This is a genomic window from Yoonia sp. SS1-5, from assembly GCF_038443705.2.
Classification (GTDB): domain Bacteria; phylum Pseudomonadota; class Alphaproteobacteria; order Rhodobacterales; family Rhodobacteraceae; genus Yoonia; species Yoonia rhodophyticola.
In genome coordinates this window covers 22,849-46,774 of the sequence record NZ_CP151767.2, presented here as the reverse complement: position 1 = coordinate 46,774, position 23,926 = coordinate 22,849, and the positions used below count along the sequence as shown (strand labels likewise).

At 59.2% G+C, this 23,926-nt stretch carries 24 protein-coding genes; 13 read left to right on the top strand and 11 right to left on the bottom strand.

The window, feature by feature from the left end; genetic code table 11:
- Positions 1-75 precede the first annotated feature (75 nt).
- On the bottom strand, positions 76-1,086 hold the full coding sequence (locus tag AABB31_RS01810; protein ID WP_342076116.1) for a TAXI family TRAP transporter solute-binding subunit: 1,011 nt from the start codon (positions 1,084-1,086) through the stop codon (positions 76-78).
- 124 nt (positions 1,087-1,210) lie between these two features.
- Here AABB31_RS01810 and AABB31_RS01805 point away from each other — a divergent pair, with 124 nt between their 5' ends.
- Positions 1,211-2,155, top strand: a complete 945-nt coding sequence (locus AABB31_RS01805; protein ID WP_373635343.1) for a LysR family transcriptional regulator — start codon at positions 1,211-1,213, stop codon at positions 2,153-2,155.
- A gap of 19 nt (positions 2,156-2,174) precedes the next feature.
- Here the strand turns inward: AABB31_RS01805 and AABB31_RS01800 are convergent, their stop codons facing one another.
- From AABB31_RS01800 to hisD, 7 genes are all read right to left on the bottom strand, one after another.
- On the bottom strand, positions 2,175-3,095 hold the full coding sequence (locus AABB31_RS01800) for an EamA family transporter (RefSeq protein ID WP_342076118.1): 921 nt from the start codon (positions 3,093-3,095) through the stop codon (positions 2,175-2,177).
- A 109-nt stretch (positions 3,096-3,204) separates the two neighbouring features.
- The gene (locus tag AABB31_RS01795; protein ID WP_373635342.1) at positions 3,205-4,320 is read right to left on the bottom strand and encodes an alpha-hydroxy acid oxidase; all 1,116 of its coding nucleotides are present in this window, start codon (positions 4,318-4,320) and stop codon (positions 3,205-3,207) included.
- A 1-nt stretch (position 4,321) separates the two neighbouring features.
- Positions 4,322-4,876 (bottom strand): sulfopyruvate decarboxylase subunit beta, encoded by a 555-nt coding sequence (gene comE, locus AABB31_RS01790; RefSeq protein ID WP_342076119.1) that lies wholly within the window; start codon positions 4,874-4,876, stop codon positions 4,322-4,324.
- Entirely contained in the window at positions 4,873-5,379 is a 507-nt protein-coding gene (gene comD, locus AABB31_RS01785; RefSeq protein WP_342076120.1) for a sulfopyruvate decarboxylase subunit alpha, read from the bottom strand. Before comD ends, comE begins: the two co-directional genes overlap by 4 nt.
- A gap of 101 nt (positions 5,380-5,480) precedes the next feature.
- A complete protein-coding gene (locus AABB31_RS01780) occupies positions 5,481-6,461 on the bottom strand; it encodes an alcohol dehydrogenase catalytic domain-containing protein (protein WP_342076121.1) in 981 nt (326 codons plus the stop codon).
- Positions 6,458-7,219: an SDR family oxidoreductase gene (locus AABB31_RS01775; protein WP_342076122.1), complete on the bottom strand. Its 762-nt coding sequence runs from the start codon at positions 7,217-7,219 to the stop codon at positions 6,458-6,460. The genes AABB31_RS01780 and AABB31_RS01775 overlap by 4 nt, the downstream gene beginning before the upstream one ends.
- Entirely contained in the window at positions 7,212-8,519 is a 1,308-nt protein-coding gene (gene hisD, locus AABB31_RS01770) for a histidinol dehydrogenase (protein ID WP_342076123.1), read from the bottom strand. Before hisD ends, AABB31_RS01775 begins: the two co-directional genes overlap by 8 nt.
- Positions 8,520-8,765: 246 nt before the next feature.
- Between hisD and AABB31_RS01765 the strand changes: the two genes are divergently transcribed.
- Positions 8,766-9,806 carry a LacI family DNA-binding transcriptional regulator gene (locus AABB31_RS01765; RefSeq protein WP_342076124.1) on the top strand — a complete coding sequence of 347 codons (1,041 nt, stop codon included), beginning with the start codon at positions 8,766-8,768 and terminating at the stop codon, positions 9,804-9,806.
- Here the strand turns inward: AABB31_RS01765 and AABB31_RS01760 are convergent.
- Complete coding sequence (locus AABB31_RS01760) at positions 9,789-10,700, bottom strand: LysR family transcriptional regulator (RefSeq protein ID WP_373635341.1); 912 nt, start codon at positions 10,698-10,700, stop codon at positions 9,789-9,791. The two genes, AABB31_RS01765 and AABB31_RS01760, sit on opposite strands and share 18 nt — an antisense overlap.
- Positions 10,701-10,879: 179 nt before the next feature.
- Between AABB31_RS01760 and AABB31_RS01755 the strand changes: the two genes are divergently transcribed.
- The 8 genes from AABB31_RS01755 to AABB31_RS01720 all read left to right on the top strand — a co-directional run bounded on the left by AABB31_RS01755 (position 10,880) and on the right by AABB31_RS01720 (position 19,372).
- Positions 10,880-11,893: a D-cysteine desulfhydrase gene (locus AABB31_RS01755; protein WP_342078910.1), complete on the top strand. Its 1,014-nt coding sequence runs from the start codon at positions 10,880-10,882 to the stop codon at positions 11,891-11,893.
- A 36-nt stretch (positions 11,894-11,929) separates the two neighbouring features.
- Positions 11,930-12,889 carry a glycine betaine ABC transporter substrate-binding protein gene (locus AABB31_RS01750; protein ID WP_342076126.1) on the top strand — a complete coding sequence of 320 codons (960 nt, stop codon included), beginning with the start codon at positions 11,930-11,932 and terminating at the stop codon, positions 12,887-12,889.
- 76 nt (positions 12,890-12,965) lie between these two features.
- On the top strand, positions 12,966-14,024 hold the full coding sequence (locus AABB31_RS01745) for a glycine betaine/L-proline ABC transporter ATP-binding protein (protein WP_342078911.1): 1,059 nt from the start codon (positions 12,966-12,968) through the stop codon (positions 14,022-14,024).
- Complete coding sequence (locus tag AABB31_RS01740) at positions 14,024-15,562, top strand: ABC transporter permease subunit (protein WP_342078912.1); 1,539 nt, start codon at positions 14,024-14,026, stop codon at positions 15,560-15,562. Before AABB31_RS01745 ends, AABB31_RS01740 begins: the two co-directional genes overlap by 1 nt.
- Positions 15,559-16,284 carry an alpha/beta fold hydrolase gene (locus AABB31_RS01735; protein WP_342076127.1) on the top strand — a complete coding sequence of 242 codons (726 nt, stop codon included), beginning with the start codon at positions 15,559-15,561 and terminating at the stop codon, positions 16,282-16,284. The genes AABB31_RS01740 and AABB31_RS01735 overlap by 4 nt, the downstream gene beginning before the upstream one ends.
- Positions 16,285-16,492: 208 nt before the next feature.
- A complete protein-coding gene (locus AABB31_RS01730) occupies positions 16,493-17,665 on the top strand; it encodes a hypothetical protein (protein ID WP_342076128.1) in 1,173 nt (390 codons plus the stop codon).
- Between the two features lie 33 nt (positions 17,666-17,698).
- Complete coding sequence (locus AABB31_RS01725; RefSeq protein WP_342076129.1) at positions 17,699-18,751, top strand: TAXI family TRAP transporter solute-binding subunit; 1,053 nt, start codon at positions 17,699-17,701, stop codon at positions 18,749-18,751.
- A gap of 357 nt (positions 18,752-19,108) precedes the next feature.
- Complete coding sequence (locus AABB31_RS01720; protein WP_342076130.1) at positions 19,109-19,372, top strand: hypothetical protein; 264 nt, start codon at positions 19,109-19,111, stop codon at positions 19,370-19,372.
- A 23-nt stretch (positions 19,373-19,395) separates the two neighbouring features.
- Here AABB31_RS01720 and AABB31_RS01715 read toward each other — a convergent pair whose 3' ends face one another.
- Both AABB31_RS01715 and AABB31_RS01710 read right to left on the bottom strand, forming a co-directional pair.
- Positions 19,396-20,484 carry a Gfo/Idh/MocA family oxidoreductase gene (locus AABB31_RS01715; protein ID WP_342076131.1) on the bottom strand — a complete coding sequence of 363 codons (1,089 nt, stop codon included), beginning with the start codon at positions 20,482-20,484 and terminating at the stop codon, positions 19,396-19,398.
- 6 nt (positions 20,485-20,490) lie between these two features.
- Positions 20,491-21,198 carry a GntR family transcriptional regulator gene (locus AABB31_RS01710; RefSeq protein WP_373635340.1) on the bottom strand — a complete coding sequence of 236 codons (708 nt, stop codon included), beginning with the start codon at positions 21,196-21,198 and terminating at the stop codon, positions 20,491-20,493.
- Positions 21,199-21,300: 102 nt separating this feature from the next.
- On the opposite strand from AABB31_RS01710, the gene AABB31_RS01705 reads away from it, so the two are divergent.
- The 3 genes from AABB31_RS01705 to AABB31_RS01695 are packed head-to-tail and all read left to right on the top strand — an operon-like array spanning position 21,301 to position 23,875.
- Positions 21,301-22,458 carry an LLM class flavin-dependent oxidoreductase gene (locus tag AABB31_RS01705; protein WP_373635339.1) on the top strand — a complete coding sequence of 386 codons (1,158 nt, stop codon included), beginning with the start codon at positions 21,301-21,303 and terminating at the stop codon, positions 22,456-22,458.
- On the top strand, positions 22,455-23,354 hold the full coding sequence (locus AABB31_RS01700) for an aldo/keto reductase family oxidoreductase (protein ID WP_373635338.1): 900 nt from the start codon (positions 22,455-22,457) through the stop codon (positions 23,352-23,354). The genes AABB31_RS01705 and AABB31_RS01700 overlap by 4 nt, the downstream gene beginning before the upstream one ends.
- Entirely contained in the window at positions 23,354-23,875 is a 522-nt protein-coding gene (locus AABB31_RS01695; protein WP_342076132.1) for a flavin reductase family protein, read from the top strand. The genes AABB31_RS01700 and AABB31_RS01695 overlap by 1 nt, the downstream gene beginning before the upstream one ends.
- Positions 23,876-23,926 lie beyond the last annotated feature (51 nt).

Sequence of the window (23,926 nt, the reverse complement as noted above, 5' to 3'; positions counted from 1 at the left end):
CACCCCATCCCGTTCAGATCGTTCGATAAAAATCGGGCCGCGTTGAGTCCCCAACGCGGCCCGCTGTCTTGGTCGCTATTCCAGCAGACCGGCTTCGCGGTAGAACCGCTCGGCGCCGGGGTGCAGTGGAACGCCCAAGGCGAGGACACCGTTCAATGCGGTGTCAGGGGTGATCTGCTTGCCTTTGGCATGGCCGTTATCAAGCATCTTGCGGGTGGCGTCATTCCACAATGCCGCCGTGATGTTGTAGATAAGCTCCTCGCTCAACTCCGCCGACGTCACCAGCATCGCGGAAACGGCGGGGGTTTTGACAGGCTCATCGACACCTTCATAGACGCCACCGGGGATCTCGGACGGGATATATGCCGGGATCACTTCGTTGATTTTTGCGAGGTCCTCATCGGTGAAGGAATGCAAGGACATCCCCTTGGTCGATGACAACTGCACCATGGCGGCAACGGGCCAGCCAGCGGCATAGAAATACGCGTCAATCTGACCATCGGCCAGACGTTCCGCAGATTGGCTGTTATTCAGTTCCGCCTCTTCCATGTTGTCGCGGGTCACGCCCCATTGCTCAAGCATCTGCAGCACGGCGACCTGTGTCCCGGAACCGGCCTGCGCAATACCAACGCGCTTGCCTGCCAGATCGGCCAGCGAGTCAATGCTTTCGCCGGCGGGCATTACAAGATGCAGGTCCTCGGGGAACAGGTTGGCAATGATCCGCAGGTTTGGATGCGGCTTACCGTCGAACTTGCCTTCGCCCAGAAACATGGACCGGGTCACATCAGCCGCTGCAAGGCCGGCCTCAAGCTCGCCATTTTGAACGGCGGCGTTGTTGAAAACAGAGGCGGTTGTCGATTGCGCAATCGCGATCAGGCCCGGAACGCCACATTGGCCACCTTCGTCACATGGGCGCGAACCCGGTGGGTTTGAAATCCCGTTGGCGATGGTCCCGCCGATTGGGAAATAAGTGCCCCCTGCACCACCGGTCCCGATGCGAAAGAAGGATGGGTCTTGTGCCGCCGCAGGACCAACCACGAGGGCAGTCGCAAGCAAGGCGCCAGAAATTTTTTTGAACATTGTCATGTTTTTCTCCGTGTTGGCCGGAATAGATCTTTTGTGCCGATTCCGTCCCACCACGGTAGACCGTGTTATCCATATATACTAATCAGAAGTTGTTTAGCTTATATAAATCAGACTAATATATCAAATGAACCTTACCCAGCTGACTGTTTTTCGCGAGGTTATGAAAACCGGGTCCATGTCCGACGCCGCACGCAATCTTGGACGCACCCAACCCGCCATCAGTCTTGCGCTGAAAAGCCTTGAGGATTCGCTGGGCATGGTCCTGTTCGACCGCGACACACGCAATCTGAAACCCGTGCCAGAGGCGTATTATCTGCTATCCGAAGCAGACAGCGTGCTGGTCCAATTGACCCAGCTTAAGCGGACGATGGAAAGGCTGCGTGTCGGCGATGAGGGCGAATTGCATCTGGTCGCGATGCCCGGCGTATCCACCGTGCTGTTGCCCGAATTCCTTAGCGTTCTGCTCAGCACTCGCCCTGACATCACCCTGACCCTGCACACCCGCAGTTCGACCCAGCTGCGCGAGCTGGTCAGCAGCCAAGGGGTCGATCTGGGTTTCGGCGATTATGAGGCCGATCACAGCCGCACATTGCAAACCGATGTCACCAAGATCTCGGCCAATAGCTTTCTGGCACTTCCCAGCGCCCATCCGCTGGCACAAAGCAAGACGGTGTCCATAAAGGCGCTGTCCGGCGAAGTGATTGGAACGATGCATCCTGATCACGTGTTCGAACAGCGCCGGCATGCCGCATTTGCGCGTGAAGGTGCGACCACAACCGTCAAGGTCCGCAGCCAGACCGTGGTGCCACTTTTACGCTTTGTCGCATCCGGCCAGTGTTGCGCCGTGGTTGATCCGCTGACAGTGGCCAGCGCCGGGCTGTTGGGCGAAACCGCCGAGCAGGTTGTGTTTCGCCCACTCGATCAACCAATTCGCTACAATTACGCCATTCTGGTCCCCAAGATGCGCCCGCAATCGGCCCTTGCCGGGCTGGTTGCTACCGCCTGGCGGGACCACGTTATGGAAACGTTGCACAGCCTTGATGCCGCACCCGAGCTGACGCAGGAATAAGACGCCCGGATAGCAAAGGTCAGGTCACTGGTTTGCGCACGTCCTTGCGGCGCGGATGCAGCAGTTTTGTCACCCCGCCCTGCGCGATAAGCACCCCCAGCAGGATGATTGCAAACGCAAATTTGACATGGGTGCCCGGCCATTCAGACAAAAACACAGCCCCCCAAAAAACACCAAAAAGCGGGACAAGATAGTTGTTCAGCGACAGGAATGATGCGCCACGCATCTGCAGGATCCACAGAATGACAACCTGCGCCAGCGCGGTTGCCATCACCCCCAGCATCACCACGCTGGTCACCCCGATGGCCGTCGGTGACAGGGTCCAGGGCCTGTCATAGATCAGCGCGATTGGCACGATCATCAGTGCTGCGACCACCATGATCGCTGCCGAGGATTGCAGCTTGGGCAGGTGCCGCAGGTTCCGGCTGATGATCCCGGACAAGGCGTAACACAGCGCACCGCAGGCGATAGTCAACTGCCCCACGGTCTGCGCGCCCAGATCCAGCAGTGCTGCAGGCCCGATCAGGATGACCACGCCCACAAATCCAACCGCGACCCCCACAGATTTTTCGGTGCTGAGCTTTTCATCATCCGTCATGATATGGGCCATCAGGATCGTGAACAGCGGGATCGTGGACATCATGATGGCAGCCAGGCTGCTATCCACATGCCGTTCACCAAAGCTGATCAGCGAGAAGGGCAGCACATTCCCAAGGGCCGCCGCCCCGCCAATAAACAGCCAATGTCGCCCCCGAGGGGGCAGATGATGGCCGCTGACGCGCATGATCACGAACAGAATAACCCCGGCAAGGGCGATCCGGCCCGCTGCAATGGTCAGCGGGGTAATGCTGCCCAACGCGACCTTGATGAACAGGAACGAAGACCCCCAGATCGCGGCCAGCAAGATCAGCAGCGCATAGCTTAACAGGGTGTTCGACATCAGGCAGTCCTTTGTGCGTATGGCGCACCATCGGGCAAAACAACCCGACCAACAAGTCTGCGGTCACAAGATGGAGCCATTGTCGTTATGCAGCGATCCGGGCGGCGGTTCAGCTTGCCTCGGCATAAAGACGGTTGATACTGGTCACGCCCGTCTGCGCCATGGCTGATGACAGTTCGCTTGTCAAAACGTCCCACATGCGTTCCAAACCCGCCTCGCCACTCGCCGCGATCGCAAATTGCAATATCCGGCCAAAGAAGGTGAAATCGGCGCCTTGGGTCAAGGCGCGCAGCACATCCTCACCAGAGCGGAGCCCGCTATCGAAAAACACCGGAAAGTCCGGGCCAAGGGCCTGCCGGATCTGGGGCAGAACCGAAATCGGTGCGGGTGCGGCCTCTAATTGGCGGCTGCCATGGCTGGAAACCTGTATCCCGTCGACGCCTGCCGCTTTCAGCCTGATTGCGTCTTCCACATCCAGCACACCCTTGATCACCAGATTGCCCGGCCATGCATCCCGCAAACGCGCCAGCGTCTCCCAATCCGCCCGCGCGCGGCTTTCGGTCCGGTCGAACACATAGCCGGGCATCGCGAAATTCGCCATTTGCGGCTTGCCAGCCGCCAGAGAGGTCAGCGACCAGCGCGGGTGCAGCGCGAAGTCCAGAAACTGTTTCGGGCCAATGCGAAAGGGCATTTTGAACCCGTGGCGCAACTCGCGGGGGCGGCGCCCCACCTCGGGGACATCAACGGTCAGGACAAGGGTTTGATACCCGGCCTGCCGCGCCCGTTCGACCAGTTTGAACGTCCCTGCCCCATCGCCACTGAAATAAAGCTGAAACCAGGCATGCCCCTCGGCGGCGTCAAGAATATCCTCAAGCGGGGTCGAGGCGACCGTCGAGACCCCATGCGGAACCTTGTGGCGTGCGGCCAGACGGGCCAGCATCAGATCGGCGCCGGGGCCGCTGAGGTTGCACATGCCCATGGGCGCGATCCCGAACGGGCGCGCCGCCGTTACACCGAAGATGGATGTCGACAGGTCCCGCTGCGCGACATTGCGCAAGATCCGTGGCCTGAGGGTGACTGCATCCAGCGCGGCGCGATTGCGCGCCGCCCCGGTCTCATTCCCCGCGGACCCGTCAATATAGTCAAAGATCATCCACGGTAGGCGCCGTTTTGCCAGCCGCCGCGCGTCGTCAGCCGCATGAATATGCGCAGCGGCTGACCACATCTTAGGAGGCGACAGCTTTCATGAACCGGTCCTTGATGACGACCGGGTCCATGGTGATCACTGGCAGCTTGATATTGCCGCTGTCGCATTTGCACACGATGATTGTCATCTGGTCGCTGTCAATGGCCGCTTGCAGCACGGGGCCAAGATCCTTGTCCTGCACCTCGATCACATTCTCACAGCCGCATGCCCGCGCAACGTCCGTCAGGCTGGTCTTGCGGCCAGCATAGGTCGGCTGATCCCCGGTCGATCCGTAGGACCCATTGTCGATGATCAGCAACGTGTAATTGCCCGTCGCGTTATTGGCGATTGTGGGCAAGGTGCCCAGATTGGTCAGCACCGATCCATCCCCGTCAATCGAGATGACCGGTTTGTCCTGCGACAAGGCCAATCCAAACCCGATAGACGACGACAGGCCCATTGTTCCCAACATGTAAAAGTTGGTCGGCTGGTCGTCGATCATATGCAATTCCTGACTTGGCAGGCCGATATTGCAGACAACGAGATGATCACGAATGATCGGTGCGATTTCTTTAAGAATTTCTGAACGGATCATTGGTCGCCATAGCCTCCCCAAAAGTTGGCGTCGGTCAGGATCGCCACGGGTTTGTTGCACATGAAGGTGTATTTCAGGATGTTGTCGAATTCTTCGACATCCTTCTGCCAGTGAAAATGGTAAGTCGGGATGTTCAGCTGCGCCAATAGCGCCTTGGTATGTACCGCCATTTCGACCTGACAGGCGACAGGCTCGCGCAGCTCACCGCGGTAGGAAATCAGCATCGGCAGGGGCATCCGGTAATACTGGATCAACGTGGCCAGCGTATTGATCGTCACCCCGATGGCCGTGTTCTGCATGATGATCGCCGGGCGCTTGCCGCCCATATGCGCCCCTGCACACAGGCCCATCCCCTCGTCTTCCTTGTTGGACGGGATATGGAAAATGTCGTCGCGCTGATCAACTTCGTCGATCACACCGGCCAGCTGCTTGCATGGCACGGTGGTCACGAATGAGACGCCATTTGCAACAAGATCATCGCATATCCTCTTGTCGATATTCATTTATTCTGCCTTTCCATTGCCTGTCTGCATCCATGATGCAAACCTGTTATGTCGAAATTCATGCACCAGACCGTCAGGCCGATGCAGGTCGGGTTTCATTCTTAGCTCCACGGGTCGAGGACGATCTTGGGGGCCGCCACCGCGCCCGCGCGCAGGTCCTTGAACGCCTTGGCGCCACCGGACAGGGCGCGGTGCTCGACCCAGTCCAAGGGACCAAGCCAGCCATCAAAAATCGCGGCGGCCGTGTCTTTGAAATCCTGCGCGGTATAGGTGTAGGTGCCGATAAAGGTGATCTCTTGCAGCGTGGCCCGCCGGATATCCAGCCCTGGCCCATCATCACCCAATCCGACATGCGCAATCACGCCGCCAGGTTCGGCAATGGCAGAGGCCGTTGCCCGCGTCGCCCCGAAACCAACAGCATCAATAACAATCGGTGCGGTCCCTGCGGCAGCGGCCACTGCGACCTGGCCGCATTGATCCGCCAGAAAGGCGCGACGACCGGCATTGGGTTCCACGATTGTGACATCGGCTATATCCATCGCGGTCAAGGCAAGTGCAGCAGCCAGCCCGATGGCCCCGCCCCCGATCACGATAGCCCGCCGGTCCATCGCCGGATGCAGCGCCGCAATCGCCAGCCGGGCCGCGTGCCAACTGACGGCAAGCGGTTCGGCCAGTGCTGCCTTTTCCATCGGCACCCCGTCGGGGATCGCAACCAGATTGCGCATCGGCATGGCGACATATTGCGCAAACGCCCCTTCACGCGGGGGCATCGAAATGATCTGCCGGTCCGGGCACAGATTCTCGCGGCCAGCCTTGCAGGCCGGACAGGTCAGGCAAGATACCAGCGGATTGATGGTGACCCGCATCCCGTCATGGGACCCGCCAATGATCGTACCCGCCGCTTCATGCCCAAGGATCAAGGGCGCCGGCCGGCGCGCATCATGTCCCAGATAGGCATGCATGTCTGATCCGCAGATGCCCACCGCCGCGACCCGGATCAGATGCTCGCCCGCGCCGGGCGCAGGGTCCGGCACATCCCGAAAGCCAAGCGTTTCAACCCCGTCATATACCAACGCCTTCATTTCGCGGTGAACCCCCCATCGACCATCAGGACCTGTCCGGTCACATATGCGGATGCGTCCGAGCATAAGAACAGCACCGGCCCGTCAATATCCGCCAATGTCCCGTTGCGCCCGATACAGGTTTGCGCGGCATTGCGTGCGGTCCTGTCGGCATCATCAAACACCGCCGCGGTCAGTTCGGTCGGAAAAAAGCCCGGCCCGATTGCGTTGGCGGTGATCCCATAGGGCGACCATGCCTCGGCCATGGCGCGGGTCAACTGGCCGATACCCGCCTTGGTGGCGCCATAGGTGATGCCGCCGGGAAAGGCGCGCGTGGTCTGCAAGGATGCAAAATTCACGATCCGCCCCCAGCGCTTGGCTTTCATCGCAGGGACCATGGCCTGGCTGAGAAAGAAGGGTGCCGACAGGTTCAGCGCAACGGTCTGATCCCATCCGTCGGGGGTGACCTCATCGGCGGTCTGACGGGTGTTCACGCCTGCGGCGTGCAGCACGATGTCCGGCGCGCCGAACGGGGCGGCGATATCCGTCACAAGCCGGGCGATGCCGTCGCGGTCAGCTACATCAGCCGCGACGCCCGCCGCGGCAGGCCCGACCTCGTCCCGCAGCCGGTCCAGCGCGTCGGCGCGGCGCGCCACGCCAACCACACTCGCCCCTGCCGCGGCCAGCGCAATCGCCGCCCGTCGCCCCAGACCCGCGCTTGCCCCTGTCACGCAGGCCACCTTGCCGCTGAGGTCAAAAAGCGCGCCGGGGTCAGCCATTTGCGGACAGATCGAAAGTCTCGTCCGGGAAATACTTGGCAAGGCGCACATCGGCGGCGCGGGCATGACCTTCCATCCCCTCAAGCCGGGAAATCCGCGCCGTCGCCTCGGCCACCGCCTTGGAGCCGTCCCGCGTGGCCCGCTGCCATGTCACAATCTTCATGTATTTATGCACGCTCAGCCCGCCAGTATAGCTCGCGGCCCCCGATGTGGGCAGCACGTGATTGGTCCCTGTCGCCTTGTCACCATAGGACACGGTGGTTTCCTCGCCCAGAAAGAGCGAGCCATAGCAGGTCAGGTTCGCCAGCCACCAATCAAGGTCATCGGCCTGCACTGTCAGATGCTCGGGCGCATATTCATCCGAACAGGCCGCCATATCCGCGCGGTCGGCGCAAACAATCACCTCGGCATAGTCGCGCCAGGCGGCAAACGCATTCTCGCGGTTCAGCTCGGGCAGATCCGCGATCATGTCCGGGACCAGCGACATCACCTTTTGGGCCAAAGCGCGATCATCCGTGACCAGCCATACCGGTGAATTATAGCCATGTTCCGCCTGCGAGACCAAATCGGTTGCCACAATATGCGGGTCTGCATTCTTGTCGGCCAGCACCAGACTGTCGGTCGGACCTGCGATCATATCAATGCCCACGCGACCAAAGAGGATACGCTTGGCCTCGGCCACGAACTGGTTGCCCGGCCCCACAAGGATGTTGGCCTTGGGCAGGCCAAAAAGACCAAAGGTCATCGCCGCGACACCCTGCACCCCGCCCATGGCAAGGATCTTGTCCGCCCCACAGATATGAGCCGCATAGATGATTGCGGGGGCAACCCCGACACCAGGACGCGGCGGCGAACAGGCCGTGATATGCTTGCATCCGGCAACCTTGGCGGTCGTCACCGTCATGATCGCCGAGGCGATATGGCTGTAACGCCCCCCCGGCACATAGCAACCCGCCGCATCCACGGGGATGGATTTCTGGCCTGCCACAAAACCGGGTGCGATCTCCATCTCGACATCGGCGACAGTGCTTTTCTGCAACTCGGCAAAGCGTTTGACGTTATCATGCGCAAAACGAATATCCGATTTCAGCTTTTCCGGAACCGTCGCGATTGCTGCGTCGATTTCTTCCTGCGTCAGCAGCACGTTGCCATCATAGCGGTCGAACTTGGCCGTGTATTCCAGCGCCTTTGCATCGCCGCCCGCTTCGATATCGGCAAGAATGTCTGTCACGATCTTATGCGTCTCGGACGCATCCGACTTGGCGGTCAGGGTGGCTTTTTTCAGATATTCTCGGGTCATGTCTGTCAATCCTATTTGCAGATATCAGGCGCAGGTGTCGGTGAGCAAAAACGAATGATTTGGTGATGAAAATGAAGCGGCGCCGATCCATCCCGTCCAGGTGGCACAATGGGCGAATATCAGGAACACGCGACGCCTCCGACAGTTTTGCTTGGCTTCGTGTAAGCGCTTACATTAGATTCGCACAAGTGCTAAACTGCATTTGCAGATGCGTGTTTAGGAAACTCAAATAAGGATGTTGGCAAAATGGTAACTGGACCCGACCCGGTCACATCCCAATCGCCACCAATACCAACGCTGGAGGATGTCGCGCGCAGGGCGGGCGTATCAACGGCCACGGTATCTCGCTGCCTGAACGCACAACACAAGGTTTCGCAGGACACGCGCGAAAAGGTCATGAAAGCGGTTGATGCCCTAGGCTATACCCCCAATTTCGGCGCAAGGGCCATGGCCGCCAAACGGACCCATACGATTGGGGCGATTGTTCCCACCATGGAAAACGCGATCTTCGCGCGCGGGCTGCAGGCCTTTCAGGAAACGCTGCATGATCTGGGATATAACCTGCTGGTATCCAGCAGCGCCTATCAGCCCAGCCTGGAGGCCGAACAGATCAGGGCGCTTGTGGCCCGCGGCGCGGATGGTCTGCTGTTGATCGGGTATGAACGGGAGCAGGCGATCTATGATTACCTCGCACAGCGGGGCGTTCCGACAGTGCTGGCCTGGGCCTTTCTTCCTGACCGGCCGCAGGCCTCGGTCGGGTTCGACAATCGGGCGGCGATGCGCAAGCTTGCCGAAACCGTGATGTCCATGGGCCACCAGAAAATTGCAGCAATCTCGGGCCTTGTGAAGGGCAATGATCGTGCGGCCGATCGTCTGGCAGGCATTCGGGACGCGATGACAGATAAGGGGCTTGATCCAGCGGAGCTGGTCGTCATTGAAACACCTTATGACATCGCAAATGGTGCCGCGGCCTTCGCCACGCTGATGCAGGCCGATGACAAACCCACAATTGTCATGTGCGGCAACGATGTCCTGGCCGCCGGCGCCCTGTCAAAGGCTGTGGCATTGGGACTGCGCGTGCCGGATGATGTGTCGATCACCGGATTTGACGATATTGAGCTGGCGGGCATCCTGCATCCGCCGCTGACGACAGTTCATGTGCCCCACCGCGAAATGGGCCGCGCGGCCGCACGAGATCTGGTCCACATGATCGAAGGACACCCCGCGATCACACATCGGCAACTTGACGTCGCAATCGTTATGCGCGGATCACTCGGGCGTCTTTGACGGCCCTGTCTGATCCGTCCAAAGCGTCATCAGCGCCTGTGCCATGTCGACCTTGCTATCGGCATAGACGGCCACATCCAGCGGCTCTTGCCCATAGCGGTTTGCCACTGAAATCAGCGCGCCGCTTTCCACCTGTTGATGAACCATGCTGTAGGGCAGCCAGCCAACACCCAGCCCTTGCAGGACCAGTTCCCGCACCCCGCTGGAAAATGCAGTGATGCTGACAGGATTGGCGCTGAACCCCGGCGTGCCAAAGACCCGCTCGGTTTTTTGCAGAACCTCGCCGAAATAGCTGTCTTCGGGGTAGACAATGGCGGGCGTGTCCGCCGGGATATCCCCCTGATCCTTGACCCGATAGCGCAACGCGCCACCAACAAGCGGGACCAGATAATCAGTCCCCCATAAGCCGCGCCGGATTTCGGGGCCGAACTGCAGGGGACCCACGCTTTCAGCCTCGTAGCATAGTAGCATGCTGGTATCGCCGCGCAGAAACATCGAGACGCAATCGTTCAGATTGCCCGCACGGATGCGGAATTGCAGCCCCGGAAACTGGTGTTTGGCCTTCAGGGCCATATCGGGAAATGTCGAACAGATCGGCGCATGCTGGGCGGCGATGGTGGCCGTCATACGGGTCAAATCGAAGTCGGCGATTTTTGTGCGCAACTCCCGCAAACGGGCCATCAGGGCACGAATTTCCCCCTCATTGGCCACAAGTGCCTGACTGATATCAACCCGGTTGGTTTTCCGGTCCAGCACCGTCACGCCCAACCAGTCCTCGAACCCCCGGATGCGGCGCGAAAAGGCCGGTTGGGTGATGTTTCGGCGGGCCGCAGCCCGGGTCATGTTACCCTCTTCCAGCAGCACCAGCACATCGTCCAACCACTGCAAATGCATCGCGACCCCTCCCTTGCCCATACAAATGGTACGGGCAGCCATACGAAAAAGCACTGTTTTTTTGCGCGACCCCAGAGGATGCTTTGCCTCATCGCGTGGCTGGGGGGCATATCGTGACTGTAACTGACCAAGTGACGACCACGGCCGACTTGACTGCAAGCCGCTGCAAGGATCTGGCGATCCGGCTGGCCAGGTTTCCGCGGGTCGCACTGGGGCATTTTCCGACCCCGCTGGAACCGATGGACCGGCTGAGCGAAAAACTGGGCGGCCCGCGATTTTGGGTCAAGCGTGACGATTGCACAGGGCTGTCATCGGGGGGCAACAAGACCCGAAAACTGGAATTCCTGATGGCAGATGCCCAGCGCTTGGGTGCCGATACGATTATCACCCAGGGGGCAACCCAATCCAACCATGCACGCCAGACCGCCGCGGCGGCGGCAAAGCTGGGCATGGCCTGCCATATCCTTCTGGAGGATCGCACCGGATCAACCGATGAAAACTACATCTTGAACGGCAATGTCCTGCTGGACAGGTTGCACGGGGCGACCGTGTCCAAACGCCCGGGCGGTGCCGATATGAATGCCGAGATGGCGCAGCTTGCCGATCACCTCGGGGCGCAGGGACGCAATCCTTATGTCATTCCGGGCGGCGGATCGAATGCCATCGGCGCCTTGGGTTATGTCAATTGCGCGCGCGAGCTGGTCGAACAGGCCAACGGCGTGGGGCTGCAGATCGACGCGCTTGTCCACGCCACGGGCAGCGCGGGAACCCAGGCAGGCCTTGTGGCCGGGCTGGCTGCATTGCAAAGCGATATTCACCTGCTTGGCATCGGGGTGCGCGCCCCGCAGGCCAAGCAGGAAGACATGGTCTACACCCTCGCCCAGCGCACGGCCGACCATTTGGGAAGCCCGGACGAGATCGCGCGGCAGGCCGTGCGCGCCAATTGTGATTATGTCGGGCCGGGCTACGGCGCACCAACTGACGGGATGGTCGCCGCCTTGCGGCTTTTGGCCGAGACCGAAGGGCTTTTGTTCGATCCGGTTTACTCGGGCAAAGGTCTCGACGGGCTGATTGATTTGACCAAAAAAGGCTATTTCGACGGCATGAATAACGTTGTTTTTGCTCATACGGGCGGAAGTGCGGCGCTTTTTGGCTATCCGGAAATCTTCGGATTGCCAGGATATTCCCCATAAAAGATTCGAAAAAAGACCAACAAGGAGATCAACGCAATGACACTCAAGACGAACCTGATGGCAGCGGCACTGGTCGGCGTGGTTACCGCACCTGCCTTTGCCGAAGAGGTCAAGATCGGCGTGCCATCCTGGACCGGCGCCCAGGCAATTGCCCATGTGCTGGGCGAGGTTGTCACCAGCCGGATCGGCGGCACGGTCGAATATGTTCCCGGAAACAACGCCACGATTTTCCAGGCCATGGATCAGGGCGAAGGCGATATTGATGTGCATCCCGATGTGTGGCTGCCCAATCAGGAAAGCTTTACCAACCAATATGTCGATGAGGCTGGCACGGTCACGCTGTCATCTAACCCGTATGAGGGCAATCAGGGCTTTTGTGTCTCGAAAGACTTTGGCGAGGCCAACAATATCACTGACATCGCTGATCTGGGCCGCCCGGATGTCGCAGCATTGATGGATAGCGACGGCAACGGCATGGGCGAGATGTGGATCGGCGCACCCGGCTGGGCGTCGGCCAATGTGAACGAAGTGAAGGTACGCGATTACGGCCTTCTTGATTTCATCGAACCCATTCGCGCCGAAGAGGCCGTGAAGACCGCACGCATCAAGGACAGTATCGCCAAGGGCGAAGGCTACGCCTTTTATTGCTACGAGCCCCATGCCGTCTGGTTCATGTTTGACGTGATGATGCTGACCGAACCGACATTCGATCCTGAGAAATATGTCATGGTGCAGCCCTCGGATGATGCCGACTGGTATGAAAAATCCATGGTCGCAACCAAGGATGACCTCAAACAGGTTCAGATTGCCTGGTCCAATTCGCTAGTCGACCGCTCACCAGCCATTGCCGAATTCTTTGCGAATTTCGCGCTGACAACCAGCGATGTCAGCGGCCTCGCATTCGAGATCAGCGCCAATGGACGCGACCCGGCTGAGGTCGCCAAGGATTGGGTTGCGGAAAATTCAGATCGGGTTGACGCGATGCTGGGACTATAGGCCACTCACGGACCTGGACCAACGTCGGCACGGGGTCATTCCGTGCCGACGATGTTTGACAATGGGCAATGCCATGATGCGCAGCAATGACAGTGTCATTGAGATTTCGAATGTCTGGAAAATTTTTGGCGCCCGCCCCGAACGGGCGCTGCAGGCGATCCGGGATCGCGGGCTGTCCAAGGCCGAGGTGTTGGCCGAATTCAACGCCGTTGTGGGCGTGGCTGATGTCAGCCTGTCGGTCAACCGGGGCGAGATTTTCTGCGTCATGGGCCTGTCAGGCAGCGGAAAATCGACCCTGGTGCGCCATTTCAACCGGTTGCTTGAACCCACCGCCGGCAAGATCGAAATCGAGGGTACGGATGTCATGGCCCTTGGGCCAAAGGAGCTGCAGAATTTCAGGAACCGCAAGATCGGCATGGTGTTCCAGAACTTTGCGCTGATGCCCCATCGGTCGGTGCTCGACAACGTGGCGATGCCCCTCGAAATCCGGCATGTGTCCAAGAATGATCGCATGCGGCAGGCGGCGGCAATTCTCGACATCGTGGAACTTGGGGCGTGGGGTTCGAAATTCGCCCACGAGCTGTCGGGCGGGATGCAGCAGCGCGTCGGCCTCGCCCGGGCATTGGCCGCAAATCCCGATGTGCTGTTGATGGACGAGCCTTTTTCAGCGCTTGATCCGCTGATCCGCCGGCAGTTGCAGGACGAATTTATCCGGCTGTCCAAAATCCTGAAGAAGACCACGATTTTCATCACTCATGACCTTGATGAGGCGGTGCGCATCGGGGATCGCATCGCGATCATGCGGGACGGCAAGGTGGTACAGGTCGGCACGGCAGAAGATATCGTGATGCACCCCGCCGACGACTACGTGGCAGATTTCGTGGCAGGCATTTCGCGTCTGAAGGTGGTTCATGCACATGCGGTCATGCAACCGCTTGACGCCTACCTGTCTGCAAACACCCCCCTGCCCGCCAATGCCCCAAAGGTGGATGGACAGGAAACGCTCAGCAACCTGATCAATCTTGCGATTGACGACGCCAACCCGATTCTTGTGCAGGATAGCGGCAGCGATGTGGGCATCATCACGCGCGCCGATCTGCTGCGCACCGTGATCGAGGGGACCGAGGTATCATGATGGACGGCACCGTAAATCCGCTTGACGATCCCAACAGCGACGCCGCCATTGCCTATGCACAAGAGCGGCACACCAATATCCGCACATTCGTGCGCACCAGCCCTTCATATTACATCAGGAATTTTGACAAGATCGGTGCCTCCGCCCGGTTCACCCCGACCTTTAATCTGATGGCCGGGCTTTTTGGCCCCATCTGGTTCGGGGCGCGCGGGCTTTGGTCCTGGGCGCTGCCATTTCTGATCATCGAGGCACTGGCGCTTGTCCAGATTGCCCGGGGATTGTTCGGCGATCTCGGCGCCGATGCCATGGACCGGATCGCATCCATCGAAGGCACGTTGGAATTGCGGCGCCAGCAATTGGCAGCCGCAATTGAGGACGGGTCCGACCGGGTCGATGCCTTCCGCCGCGCCGTCGAGGGGCTCGAGGCCAATATCGGCGGCATTCGCGACGAGGCGGCGGCACTTGCTGCGCAAGGCCCGCAGATTGCCATGATCGGGCTTGGCATGTTGCTGCTGGCCAAGGCGGCGCAGGCAACCGTGGCCAACTGGGCGCTTGAAGCGCGCTTTTCCGACTGGTTGTCGGATCGCAGCATCCGCTCCGGCATGCCTGTTTCCCAAATCGTGTTCAGCGCCGTTTTCATGGCACTGATCGCGATGGCCGCGATGCTTCACTACAGCTTCCCGGGGCGGTTCACCTTGCTCAGCACCTTCCCAACAGATCCCGATATTCGCCTGACCAGCATTGCCTGGGTCGAGGGTTTCTTTAACTGGGCGGTACTGAACGGCGAAGCGCTGTTTGACGGCATCACATTTGTGATCCGTCTGGTTCTGGACGCGCTGGAGATCGTCTTTGTCAGCACACCATGGATCGTGATCGCGTCCTTGATCGTTCTGCTGACATGGTTGACGGCAGGGGTACGCATGGCGATCTATTCGGGTGCGTTCCTGTCCTATATGGGGCTCTTGGGTTTTTGGGAAAAGGCCATGACCACGCTGGCCCTGCTGGGAACAGCCGCCTGTCTGTCGATCCTGATTGGTATTCCGCTGGGGATGTTTGCCGCACGCCGCCCCCGCTTTTATGCAGCCATCCAGCCCATCATGGATTTCATGCAGACCATGCCCGCCTTTGTTTTCATGATCCCGGTCATTGCCTTCTTCGGAACAGGCAAGCCGGCCGCAGTTGTCACAACAATGATCTTTGGTGGGACACCGGTTGTGCGCCTGACCGTGCTGGGTCTGCGGGGGGTGCCGGAAAGCGTGCGCGAGGCGGCGATCAGTTTCGGGGCCAACAAATGGTATCTGCTGACCCGGGTTGACCTGCCGCTGGCAAGCCCGTCAATCCGCGCGGGGATCAATCAGACCATCATGCTTTCGCTTGCAATGGTTGTGGTGGCCTCGCTGATCGGGGCCAAGGGACTGGGCGAGGACGTACTAGAGGCGCTGCAATATGCCAATGTCGGACAGGGCATTCTGGCCGGTTTTGCGATCCTGTTTTGCGCCATGATCCTCGACCGCATCGTGCAGGGGCAACGCAAGTGACACCGCTTGTCATGGTCCATGGGTTCATGGGCGGGGCCGCGCAATGGGATGGCCAGATCGCGGCCCTGGCGGCGACGTCGGACGTGATCGCGCTTGATCTGCCCGGGTTCGGCGCCAACAATCACCTTGCCCCGATCACGACGATCAGCGGATTTGCCGACTGGGTCATTGCAGAGCTGCAACAGCGTGGCGTGACCCGGTTTCACCTGCTCGGACACTCCATGGGCGGCATGATCGCGCAAGAGATTGCGCGCAAGGTTCCGTCACAAATCGGACAGCTTGTCCTTTATGCCACTGGCGCAATCGGGGTCCTCCCGGGACGTTTTGAGACGATTGCCCAAAGCAAGGCGCGGGCCAAAACGGACGGCCCCAAGGCCACCGCACGCCGGATCGCCGCCACCTGGTTTGGCGACGGGGCCGCCGCCCCGGCCTATCCCGCATGCGCCGCAATCGCCGAACGCGCGACGGCGGCAGCAATTGCCGGGGGGCTGGATGCGATGCAATCATGGTCAGGCGAAACCGCCCTGCCCGCGCTGCCACATGACACGCTGATCATCTGGGGTGACCGGGACCGGACATATCAATGGGCGCAAATCGCGCTTTTGTGGGACAATATCCCCAATAGCCAGCTGTCCGTTCTGCCCGGATGCGCGCATGCCGCCCACCTTGAGAAACCTGCATTATTCAACATGGTCCTGCGGGATCATCTGGCCATAAGGTAGCGGCGCGATGATTGATGGGACCAGACCAAAACGGCGGACCAGTGCAACCGCGACTCTGTCATCAAATGGCGCTTACAGGCCACAACCTAAACGCGATTCGCATCCCTTACCCGTGCAAGTATCCCAGATATTGCGATCAAGCCGCTTGATTTTATTGCGATTGTCGGCACTGTTAGAGTGGTTATTTATTTTTGTATTGTGGGGTCCAATGAAAAATTATGCGTCTGCCATTGGTTTGGCGACGGTGCTTGGCTTAACCAGCACCCTGTCGCTGGCGCAAACCGACACAACCGGCGAAGCGCCCGCAGCGACCGAAACACAAGCGCCCGCCGCTGTGGCGACATCAGAAACAGCGCTGCAAGAGGTCGAACAGAAACTTGCGGCAACGCAATCAGCATATGATGAGCTGCTCGCAAATGTCGCCGAGTTGCGGACAGAGCAGTCAGATCTGACCACCCAGATCGAAATCGCCCGCGCTGAAATCGAGGAACTGACCAGCCAGCGGACCGCCATCGCCGCACGCGTGACTGCGCTCGAGGCGGAGTTGGGCGATTTGAATGATCAGGTCGCCACGTCACAATCTAGCCTGGAAGAAACAAGCGCCACGCTGGCGAATGTGCGATCTGCCCTGGATGCCGCAACTGCCGAGAAAGTCCGGATTGATCAGGATCTGGCGACGCTCTCCGCGCAGAAAGTGACAGCGCAAAACGCGCAATCAGCCATGCAGGAACAGGCGCAAAATGCGATGGACGAAACCAACGCTGCGTTTTCAGCCCGCGATGCGGCCAGGGCAGAGGCCGACAAGGCCCGTTCCGCGCTCGAGGAAACACAAGCACAGCTGGCAACATTGACCGCGCAAAAGCAGGACATCGAAGCCGCGTTGGTAGAGCTTACAGCGCAGACAGAGGTCGCCAAGAACCGGTCCGCCACATTGACCGACGAGGCGCTGAGCGCGCTGGCCGATGCCGCAGCTGACCGCGATGCAGCATTGGCCGAGCGGGACTCAGCCGAGGCTGAACGCAGCGCCGTGCAGGCAGAGCGTGACGCCGTACAAGCTGAACGCGACGCGGCACAGGCAGAACGGGATGCCGCCATGATGGCGCGAGATGCTGCAAAGCTCGAACTGGATGCCTTGCGCCAACAGATCGCTGCCGAAACCCCGCCACCCCCACAAACGCGTGACGATGCTGTCGCCCCCGCCGATGTGCGCCGGGCACTGCTTGCCGCGCCGGGCCTTGGTACGGCGACCGCCGCAGAACGGGCCGAACTGGAAACGCTGCTCACCGATGGGGTTTGTGCATTTGATGCCTTGTCCATGGTATTTGGCACGGCCAACCGCCAGACACTTGTGTCGCTGATCCGCGACCTCGGACGCTGCTAACCCGCCCCAATTCAAATGACAGGAACGAATACCATGTTAAAAAATACTTCATTGATACGCCGGGCTGCATGCACCGTGGCCGCCCTATTTTTGGGCCTGACATCCGCCAGTGCGCAGGAATTCGAAAAGAACATCCTTACCGGGGGTCCGACAGGCACCTATATCCAGTTTGGCAATGATATTGCAGGGCTGATGGGCAATTGCGGACAAACACTGACGGTGCGGGAATCCGCGGGATCGCTCGAAAATTTCCTTGGGGTCCGGCAACGTCCACGAACACAATTTGGCATCGTGCAAAGTGACGTTCTGGAATATCTGCAGACCTATTCGGCAGATGACCCGGCCATTGCACGCGCCATTGAAGGGGTGCGTATCGCTTTCCCGCTGTATAACGAAGAAGTCCACATCCTGGCATCCAAGGACATCACATCATTGGATGATCTGGCTGGCAAACGGGTGGCCATCGGGGTTCAGGATAGCGGCACGTTCCTGACCGCCTCGCTGATCCTTGATCTGGCTGATATCGGCGTGGCCGAGCGGCTGACAATCGGGCCGGACGATTCATTTGCGCAGTTGCAATCGGGCGATATCGACGCGTTTTTCTATGTGGCCGGGGCGCCGACAGGTCTGTTCAGCAACGCTGATATCGACAGCGCGCGCTTCCACCTGCTGCCGATCTCGGACCCGGTGCTGCAATCGGTCTACACACCCGCCAAGATCCCCGCGGGAACTTATGCATTTCAGCAAGAAGCCCTGGATGTTGTCGCGGTCAAGGCGATCCTGATGACCTACGAGTATAACAAGGGGCTGAACAGTTATCACAGGGCAAGCTGCAAGGCCGTCTCGGATGTGGCGAACCAGATTTTCGAGCGTTTCCCCGATCTGCAGGAAAATGGCCACCCGAAATGGAACCAGGTCGACCTGACCGATATTCCACCGGGCTGGGATATCGCATCCTGTGTCAATGATGGTCTGGCCGCCAGCTACGCGCTCAGCTGTGCAGATGACGCGCCCGGCGCCTCTGGCGAAGTCACCGGTGCCAACGCGGCCTATCGCGAACGCATCTGCGCCCAGATCGGGTGCTAAGCAGCGCATACGCCAGTTCACCAAGCGAACGACCAAGGGGCCACATTGCGGGCCCCTTTTTTGCGGCCTAGCGGTGCGGGCTGCCAACCCAAACAGTATGGCACAAATTGGGCACTGGGTGCAGATTTGCGCCTTTATGTGGATAAAATGTCACAATCTAGGCATATCATGGTAAGGCAATCACACACCTATAAGTTGTAACTCGCTGAAAAGTCATACACTTTTTTGCAACGTCGCAAGGGGATTGACGAAATCGCCATAGAAGACACACGAAGCTGTCGGTTTTCGTTGACACCTGCCCCCCGCGAACTGTAATTATGTCATTATTTAGACGCTTTAACTCTTTTGGGTGGTACAATGTTCAATAAAAAAGCCTCGACATACACGGCAGCAGCAGCAATTCTGGCAGCTTCGTTTCTTCCAACAATTTCAAGCGCGAGTGAGATTTCGCTGACGCTGAAAGAGCAAGACATCACCATTAGCGGTGAATTTGCAGGGTTCCAGCAAGACGCTTACGTCCTCACCACAAGCGCCGGCGAACTCTACGTTCCTGCACAATACGTAACTTGCGAAGGTGAAGACTGCCTTATCATTCTGTCAGCCAACACCGCTGACAACTAAGCACAGTATCACGCGCGGTCCGTCTACATCGTGATCGCGCGCCCGGTACGCGCACTTTCCTGCGCCGCAAGCCCGATCATCACAGCCTTTGCACCATCATCAACGGTCACCTCGACCGGTGCCCGTTCTACAATGGCTGCATTGAACCGCTGATGCTGGTAAAAAGTTGACCCATTATGGTCACCCGCTGCCAGCAATGTTGGATCCACAGGAATATCGACGACATACGGCCCCTTGGGCGATCGCGGACTGACGACCAGTTGCGGCACAGGCGGCGCGCCCAGCGTATCAGGCCAGAACCGGCCCGGGCCGGGTACAAACGCCTCGATCTTGCCGGCAGGCCCAACTGCGCTGACCTCTTCTTGATAGCGTGATCCTTCGGCGAACATGCATAACTCCAGCATCGCGCGGGCGCCATTTGCGAAATCCACAATGACATAGCCATTGTCCCAGATATCCGGCGTCCGATTGTCATAGCGTTCATCCAGATGGTTCACCGCCTGCCCTGCACTGGCCATGACCCGCACCGGCTCTGCCCCGATCAGCAAACGCATCAGATCAAAGAAGTGGCAGCATTTTTCAACCAATGTCCCCCCCGTTTGCGCATTGAAACGGTTCCAGTCGCCGACTTTTGGCAAGAACGGGAAACGATGCTCGCGGATGGTCAGCATCTTGATGCCGCCGGTGACCGCAGCAACCCGGTCGATCAGGGCGGCAATGGGGGGCATATAGCGGTATTCCATCGCAACCCAGACCGGATGCGGATATCCGGCAAAGAGCGCCTGAACCGCTGGCCCATCGGCGACATCGGTAAATAGCGGCTTTTCACATAAGATCGGCAACGGGCGTTGGGCCACAATCTGGCGCAGCTGCCCCACATGCAGATAGTTCGGGCTGACAATGACCCAGGCGTCAACAGCATCATGGGCCAGCAATGCATCAAATGTCTCTGCCACAAAGGCCCCGCCCGCCAACGCGGCAGCCGTTTCAGCCAGTTCCTGAACCGGGTCATAGACCGCGCTGACACAGCCATGCGGCAAAAGCTGGATATTCTGGATATGCTCGCGCGCCATCATCCCGCACCCGATCAACCCGTAACGTATCTTTTCCAAACTGCCCTAACCTTTTCCCATACGCGAGACATAGCGGGCATGCGTGCCGTCAAACCATGTGCGCGAAAACTCTACATTTGCCTTGTCGGCGGTCTGTCCGATCCGTTCGATATACCCGCAGGGCTGGCCCCGCTTCAGCTGAAAGGCAGGCGGCGACCAGTCCGGTGCGGCTCCGACGCTGATACGATCCTCGACCGAGGCGATGACGATCCCCAGCGCATTGCGGTAATAGTGATAAAGAGACTCCGACAATTCATCCGGATTGATCCGGTCAGCCCGCGCCCCGTCAAGCCAGATTTCCTCAAGCGCCACCCGTTGCCCATCCAGCAACCGCAAACGGCGGATCCGATGCCCGCTATCCGCCTGCCCGCATGCGGGAAGGCCCGCAGGTTTTGCGAGCCTGTCAACCGTCAGCAGTTCTGCCGTGGGCAGCCCACCCCCCCGCAGCAGTTCCAGCCGAAAAAACGCATAAACGGAATCGACCACCGGCCTGTGCGTGATATAATTGCCCGAACCCTGCCTGCGTTGCAGCAACCCCTTGGCCGCCACATCCGCAAGCGCCTTGCGAAGTGTTCCAATCGCAATGCCCAGATCATCGGCCATTTCACGTTCGGGCGGAAGTCTGGCACCATCGGCCAGATGTCCTGCGGCAATCTCGCGGATCAGCATCTCGCTGACCTGAATATATTTCGGCAAGGCTGAGGTGTCCGGCACAGGACCCCTCCCATGGTCATGCGGTCGAATTGATACACTATTGTTACACAAATCGCCCCGTGATACGCAAGTTAAAACAACACCATAACGGGGAGGGAATCGATGTCTGTTGTGCCGGTCACCAGCGCTGATCTGGACGGGGCCGAAGTCAGTTGGTTTTCCGCGCTTTGTTCTGATGACTATCAGTTTCTCGGCGTGCCGGATGGCGATCTACGCTCGTCCTGGGCGCATTGCCGCGACATCGCGCAAGAGGCCGAGCGCCAGGGTTTCCGCAATATTCTCGCCCCCTCTTCATACCAGGTCGGACAGGACACGCTGTCCTTTGTCGCGGGCATGGCCCCGTTGACCGAACGGATGAACTTTCTGGCCGCCATAAGGTGCGGTGAGATGCAGCCGATCATGCTGGCCCGTACTGTGGCAACGCTGGATCATATGCTGCAGGGCCGCCTGACACTGAACGTGATCAGCAGCGATTTCCCGGGCGAAGTGGCCGACAGCGCCTATCGTTACAAGCGCAGCCATGAAGTGGTCGAAATCCTGCGGCAGGCCTGGACGCAGGACGAAATCAACCATCAGGGCGACATCTATCAGTTTACGACTGTGCCCACCGGGCCCGCACGCCCGTACCAGCAGAATGGTGGGCCGCTGCTCTATTTCGGGGGGTATTCCCCTGCGGCGCTGGACCTGTGTGGCGCGCAATGTGATGTCTATCTGATGTGGCCCGAACCCATGGCGCAGCTGGAACAGCGGATGAAGGATGTGCATGCACAGGCCGCTGCCCATGGGCGGACCCTGGATTACGGGCTGCGGGTACATATGATCGTCCGCGACACCGAAGCGGAGGCGCGCGAATATGCTGATTACATCGTCAGCAAGCTGGACGACGAATACGGCAAGTTGATCCGTGACCGGGCGCATGACAGTATCTCGCTGGGTGTGGCCCATCAGGCCAAGGCCCGCGAATTGGCGGACAAGTTCGGCTATGTCGAGCCGGGCCTGTGGACAGGCGTTGGCCGGGCCAGATCGGGATGCGGCGCGGCCCTTGTCGGGTCAACCGATCAGATTCTGTCGAAAATCGAGACCTATCAAAAGATGGGTATTCGTGCTTTCATCTTCTCAGGCTACCCGCATATTGATGAGGCAAAGCATTTTGGAACCCGGGTCATGCCACATCTGAACACCTGCTCGTTGCCACATGTTTATGGGCGCGTGCCAAAAACAACACCCGCGACACCATTGGGCACAGGACCACGTCATTGAACCGTATTGAGATTACCAACGACCTGTCATTCAGCCGCATCATCTATGGGATGTGGCGTCTGGCAGATGACACCGACACATCTGCGGCCCATGTGCAGGCCAAGCTTGAGGTCTGCCTGGAACAGGGCATCACCACGATGGATCAGGCCGATATCTATGGCGGCTACGCCGCAGAAGAGGTGCTGGGCAAGGCCCTGGCGGCTGCCCCGCAGTTGAAGGAACAGATCGAGATCGTCACGAAATGCGATATACTGATCCCCGCCGGGCGCTACGCAGACAGCGCGCAGGTCAAATATTACGATACCAGCCCGGCCCATATCGTCGCATCTGTCGATCATTCCCTGCGCCTTATGGGCGTCGACAAGATCGACACATTGCTTATTCACCGCCCCGACCCGCTGATGAACCATATTGAGACGGGCGCCGCACTGGACCAGATTGTCGCGTCCGGTAAGGTCCGATCCGTTGGCGTTTCCAACTTCAAGCTTCATGACTGGACGTTGCTGCAATCGGCGATGGACACCCCCCTGATCACCAACCAGATAGAACTGTCACTGACCGCGCATCACGGCTTTACCAATGGTGATGTCGCCTATCTGCAGGAACGGGCCATCCCGATCATGGCGTGGTCGCCCTTGGGCGGCGGCAGCCTTGTCAGTGGCGAAGGCAATGCGGAATTGCGTACGGCGATGACAAGCGTTGCACAGGAAAACGATGTTGATATCGGGGCTGTGGCCGTTGCATGGCTAGTGGCGCATCCGGCCCGGATCATGCCTGTGATGGGGACAAATAATATCAGCAGGATCAAGCGCCTATCGGATGCTTTGAATGTAAATATGGATCGGCAGACATGGTATAAGCTCTATACCGCTGCCCTAGGGAATGAGGTTCCGTGATGGACGCTGGTACACTTGCAACATTCGACCCAAGCAGCGATTCCGATAGTTTTCGCGGGGCATTGGGGACATTCGTCACCGGCGTCACCGTGGTCACGACCGACAGCCCCGAAGGGCCGGTTGCCATTGTGGCCAACAGTTTTGCCAGCGTGTCGCTGGATCCGCCGCTGATCCTGTGGTCACCGGCCAAGGCATCCAAGCGGTTCGAACATTTTGCCGGATCGCGCCGGTTTGCTGTGCATGTACTGGGGGCGGATCAGCGCGATGTTTGCGCCGCGATCCTGCGGTCGAAAACCGCCATTGGCCAAATTCCCATGCATCTGTCCCATTGCGGCATGCCCATCATCGAAGGGGCGCTGGCAACCTTTGAATGCAATCTGCATGCGACACATGATGCCGGGGATCACGTGATTGTTGTGGGTCAGGTGACCAAGGCCCATCATCGAGGCGGCGCGCCGCTGGTCTTTCATGCGGGGCAGTATGGCGCATTCATCGAACATGATGATGACGACAGCGTTTGACGAAATACCTGATACATCGCATATCGCCTAATGCGTTGAAATCTTTGATTT

Excerpts from the sequence above, each read along its gene's own strand:
- AABB31_RS01805 (WP_373635343.1), top strand. The coding sequence starts at position 1,211 with ATGAACCTTACCCAGCTGACTGTTTTTCGCGAGGTTATGAAAACCGGG.
- AABB31_RS01750 (WP_342076126.1), top strand. The coding sequence starts at position 11,930 with ATGACACTCAAGACGAACCTGATGGCAGCGGCACTGGTCGGCGTGGTT.
- AABB31_RS01795 (WP_373635342.1), bottom strand. The coding sequence starts at position 4,320 with ATGTGGTCAGCCGCTGCGCATATTCATGCGGCTGACGACGCGCGGCGG.
- AABB31_RS01720 (WP_342076130.1), top strand. The coding sequence starts at position 19,109 with ATGTTCAATAAAAAAGCCTCGACATACACGGCAGCAGCAGCAATTCTG.
- comD (WP_342076120.1), bottom strand. The coding sequence starts at position 5,379 with ATGAATATCGACAAGAGGATATGCGATGATCTTGTTGCAAATGGCGTC.
- AABB31_RS01760 (WP_373635341.1), bottom strand. The coding sequence starts at position 10,700 with ATGCATTTGCAGTGGTTGGACGATGTGCTGGTGCTGCTGGAAGAGGGT.
- AABB31_RS01705 (WP_373635339.1), top strand. The coding sequence starts at position 21,301 with ATGTCTGTTGTGCCGGTCACCAGCGCTGATCTGGACGGGGCCGAAGTC.
- AABB31_RS01765 (WP_342076124.1), top strand. The coding sequence starts at position 8,766 with ATGGTAACTGGACCCGACCCGGTCACATCCCAATCGCCACCAATACCA.
- hisD (WP_342076123.1), bottom strand. The coding sequence starts at position 8,519 with ATGACCCGAGAATATCTGAAAAAAGCCACCCTGACCGCCAAGTCGGAT.
- AABB31_RS01810 (WP_342076116.1), bottom strand. The coding sequence starts at position 1,086 with ATGACAATGTTCAAAAAAATTTCTGGCGCCTTGCTTGCGACTGCCCTC.
- AABB31_RS01780 (WP_342076121.1), bottom strand. The coding sequence starts at position 6,461 with ATGAAGGCGTTGGTATATGACGGGGTTGAAACGCTTGGCTTTCGGGAT.
- AABB31_RS01775 (WP_342076122.1), bottom strand. The coding sequence starts at position 7,219 with ATGGCTGACCCCGGCGCGCTTTTTGACCTCAGCGGCAAGGTGGCCTGC.
- AABB31_RS01725 (WP_342076129.1), top strand. The coding sequence starts at position 17,699 with ATGTTAAAAAATACTTCATTGATACGCCGGGCTGCATGCACCGTGGCC.
- AABB31_RS01730 (WP_342076128.1), top strand. The coding sequence starts at position 16,493 with ATGAAAAATTATGCGTCTGCCATTGGTTTGGCGACGGTGCTTGGCTTA.
- AABB31_RS01695 (WP_342076132.1), top strand. The coding sequence starts at position 23,354 with ATGGACGCTGGTACACTTGCAACATTCGACCCAAGCAGCGATTCCGAT.
- AABB31_RS01740 (WP_342078912.1), top strand. The coding sequence starts at position 14,024 with ATGGACGGCACCGTAAATCCGCTTGACGATCCCAACAGCGACGCCGCC.
- comE (WP_342076119.1), bottom strand. The coding sequence starts at position 4,876 with ATGATCCGTTCAGAAATTCTTAAAGAAATCGCACCGATCATTCGTGAT.
- AABB31_RS01745 (WP_342078911.1), top strand. The coding sequence starts at position 12,966 with ATGCGCAGCAATGACAGTGTCATTGAGATTTCGAATGTCTGGAAAATT.
- AABB31_RS01800 (WP_342076118.1), bottom strand. The coding sequence starts at position 3,095 with ATGTCGAACACCCTGTTAAGCTATGCGCTGCTGATCTTGCTGGCCGCG.